Source organism: Clostridium subterminale (genome assembly GCF_039521425.1).
In the GTDB taxonomy this organism is placed as follows: Bacteria; Bacillota; Clostridia; order Clostridiales; family Clostridiaceae; genus Clostridium_J; species Clostridium_J subterminale.
This window is the reverse complement of the sequence record NZ_BAAACI010000013.1, coordinates 1-3,115: the sequence shown is the minus strand read 5'-3', so window position 1 is coordinate 3,115 and position 3,115 is coordinate 1. Positions and strand designations below refer to the sequence as shown.

The following is a 3,115-nucleotide window of genomic DNA, read 5'->3' as shown; positions in this document are numbered from 1 at the left end:
GCTCAGTCGGTAGAGCACATGACTTTTAATCATGGTGTCCGGGGTTCGATCCCCCGGTGAGCCACCAAAAGCACTTCATAATGAAGTGCTTTTTTGCTATATAGAATAATAAACTTAATTTATAATATAATAAGTAGCATTTGGGGTATGGGGGATTAGAAAATGTATAATTTATGTGAAGGACAACGAATTTATTTAAGAAATATAGAATTAACTGATGTTAATTTAATGACTAAATGGAAAGATGATATAATCATGAGAAAAATGTCTGTGGGATTAGATACAAATATAAGTTATGAAAATCAATTTCAAGACATTAAAATTAGTATAGAAGAAGGAGAAGAATTATATTTAATTATTGTATTAAAAGATAATAATGAATCTATAGGATATATAAGAATAAACTGGATAGATGAAAGTAAAGAAATGGCTTGGCTTAGATTTGGGTTAGGAAGCCATAGACAAGAGGGATATGCCAAAGAAGGGTTGAAATTAATTATAGACTATTTATTTAGTCTTGGAACTCATAGAATTGATGCAGAGGTATTAAGTTTTAACCATTCTAGTCAAGGCACATTAAAATCAGTAGGTTTTCTTCATGAAGGAACAAGAAGAGAAGCATATTATGACGGAATAGAATATGTTGATATTTTAGTTTTCGGAATTGTAAAGGAATAAATAATTAGAATTAAAACTAATTTTTTTATATAGGAGGGAAGATAAATGGTAATAGCTCAAGTAGAGATATTAACGAATAAATATGTACAGATTATATTAAACAGTAAATTTTTTGAAGTGTGGAAATCAATTGCAATTGGAGTAGGAATATTTGTACTATTAATGTTCTTAAGGAACATATTTGCTAAATATATTATAAAGATATTAGATAGCATGTTTAAAGCTTTAAAAATAAAAAGTGCTAGAAAAATATTGAATGCATTTGAAAAACCTATAAAGATGGCATTTATAGTAATGGGTGTATACATATTTATGAGTATATTAAGTTCATCAATGGGATGGAGTATTAGAAGTATAATTAATAAATTTTTAGGGACATCGATTATAGTATTGTTTGCTAATGGATTAATCAATATTACAAACAATTCAGATGATTTTTTATTTAGAGCTACAGATAAATATGATATAAAAGTGAATACTGTATTAATACCTATGATGTCCAAAGGAATAAAGTATTTAATAATAGCCTTTGCAATTATACAAATAGCAAATATTTGGGGATTAGATGTAAATGCTTTTATAACAGGAATAGGTTTAGGCGGAGTTGTAATAGCTTTGGCAGCAAAAGACTTTGCAGCCAATATGATGTCAGGTGTAATAATATTTATGGATAATCCATTTACAATAGGCGATTGGGTTAAGTGTAAGGAGATTGAGGGAATAGTAGAAGATATTAGCTTTAGAAGTACCAGAATAAGAACTTTTGATAAAGTGTTAATAACAGTTCCTAACTCATTACTAGTAAATGATTCAATACTGAACTTTAATAAGAGGGAATTAAGAAGAGTAACTATGGATATAGGAGTAACGTATGATACATCTACTGAGCAGCTTCAAAAGTGTGTTAGTAGTATAAAAGATATGTTAAAAAATCATGATGGGGTGGATAGTGAGAGTATTCATGTTAGCTTTAGTACACTTAATGAAAGTAGTTTAGACATAAGCATGTATTTCTTTATAAACAAAATTGGATTTAATGAATATATGGAAATTAAAGAAGATATAAATTATAGCATAATGAAAATTCTAAGCGATGAGGAAGTAAGTATTGCTTTTCCAACGAAAAGTGTATATATAGAAAATAAATAAAAGGTTTAGGTAGTTCTTATTTGAATTACCTAAACCTTTTATTATTAGTTTATAAAGTTAACAATTTCATTGTATAAGCTTCTTACACCATAATGCCAATTTTGATCAGCAGAGTATTTCCTATTAATCCATACTAAAGGATCAACACTATCAGGTTTATCTTTAGACAGATTTATAATTGTACGACAAGCAATTTCTGATGTATCTACAATATTAGTATTATAACTTTGCCAACTACAAAATACATTGTAAGGATTGTTAGCTATTTTTGCAGCACTTACATGATTTTGAGGAACAAAGCTTTGTTCTTGACCTGTAATAGCGAATAGCAGTATAGGATTAATATTAAAATCTCTACTAACTTCTATTATGGATGAAAAGTAAGGTTCATCTTTAAGTAGAGAAGATTTATTAGCTAGATAAGATTTTAATAAGGTTTCATCTATAACTTTATATTTAAACCAATCAGGTAAATGCATAGTTTGGTTTATCGCATCTTCACTTACTTGATTATTATGATACAAATTTTTATATTTTTGCTGAGATTTTTCTATAGAATAAGAATTATAATCAGAGTTGTATTTTGAAAATTCAGTGTTTGATGTATTAGAGTTTTTAATTCTATAAGTTATAGATAGAGTATTTATTGATTTTATGTCACTGCCAATTAAATTTGTATTTTTATTAGTTATATTTTGTCTTTGCTCCGTGGTTGATAAATTAATAAGTTGTAATACTAATATAAATATAACAACTAGAGGAATAAAACTTTTTTCTTTCTTCTTCATAAATTTAATCACCATATTTCCCAAAATTTTTATTAATAATTATAATCTGTCCAAAAAAAAAATAAATATTCAATTTATATATTTTTTTAAAAGATAGTAGATAATTAATTTTAGAGAATTGTAATTATACATTTATAATTATGTAATAAATAATATAAGTAAATATATGATATAAATGTGTAAATATAATTAATAAATAAAATAAACAAATCCTAGTGTATCAATATAAGGATAAGTTAGTAATTAGAAGAAATCACTAGAAAGATAAGGCTATTTATGAATAAATTTAAATTATATAATATACGCATAATTAAATCATGATAAGATAAGTCTTGTCGCTGAGAGATGCGACAGCAAACAACAAGAAATTAAGAAAAAAACTTCTTAAAAAAATGTTGACAGATAAGAGATTATCTAGTAGAATAATAAGAGTCGTCGGAAGTAATCGATGATAATGAAAACCAAATGGTCTTTGAAAATTAAACAGAGAAAAAGGTAAA

At 26.2% G+C, this 3,115-nt stretch carries 3 protein-coding genes; 2 read left to right on the top strand and 1 reads right to left on the bottom strand.

Going from position 1 to position 3,115, the window contains the following annotated elements; genetic code table 11:
• Window positions 1-162 precede the first annotated feature (162 nt).
• The gene (locus ABDZ93_RS19330; protein ID WP_343828162.1) at window positions 163-678 is read left to right on the top strand and encodes a GNAT family N-acetyltransferase; all 516 of its coding nucleotides are present in this window, start codon (window positions 163-165) and stop codon (window positions 676-678) included.
• A gap of 45 nt (window positions 679-723) precedes the next feature.
• Window positions 724-1,827 (top strand): mechanosensitive ion channel family protein, encoded by a 1,104-nt coding sequence (locus ABDZ93_RS19325; protein ID WP_343828160.1) that lies wholly within the window; start codon window positions 724-726, stop codon window positions 1,825-1,827.
• Between the two features lie 44 nt (window positions 1,828-1,871).
• Here the strand turns inward: ABDZ93_RS19325 and ABDZ93_RS19320 are convergent, their stop codons facing one another.
• Entirely contained in the window at window positions 1,872-2,615 is a 744-nt protein-coding gene (locus tag ABDZ93_RS19320) for a hypothetical protein (RefSeq protein WP_343828159.1), read from the bottom strand.
• Window positions 2,616-3,115 lie beyond the last annotated feature (500 nt).

Excerpts from the sequence above, each read along its gene's own strand:
- ABDZ93_RS19330 (WP_343828162.1), top strand. The coding sequence starts at position 163 with ATGTATAATTTATGTGAAGGACAACGAATTTATTTAAGAAATATAGAA.
- ABDZ93_RS19325 (WP_343828160.1), top strand. The coding sequence starts at position 724 with ATGGTAATAGCTCAAGTAGAGATATTAACGAATAAATATGTACAGATT.
- ABDZ93_RS19320 (WP_343828159.1), bottom strand. The coding sequence starts at position 2,615 with ATGAAGAAGAAAGAAAAAAGTTTTATTCCTCTAGTTGTTATATTTATA.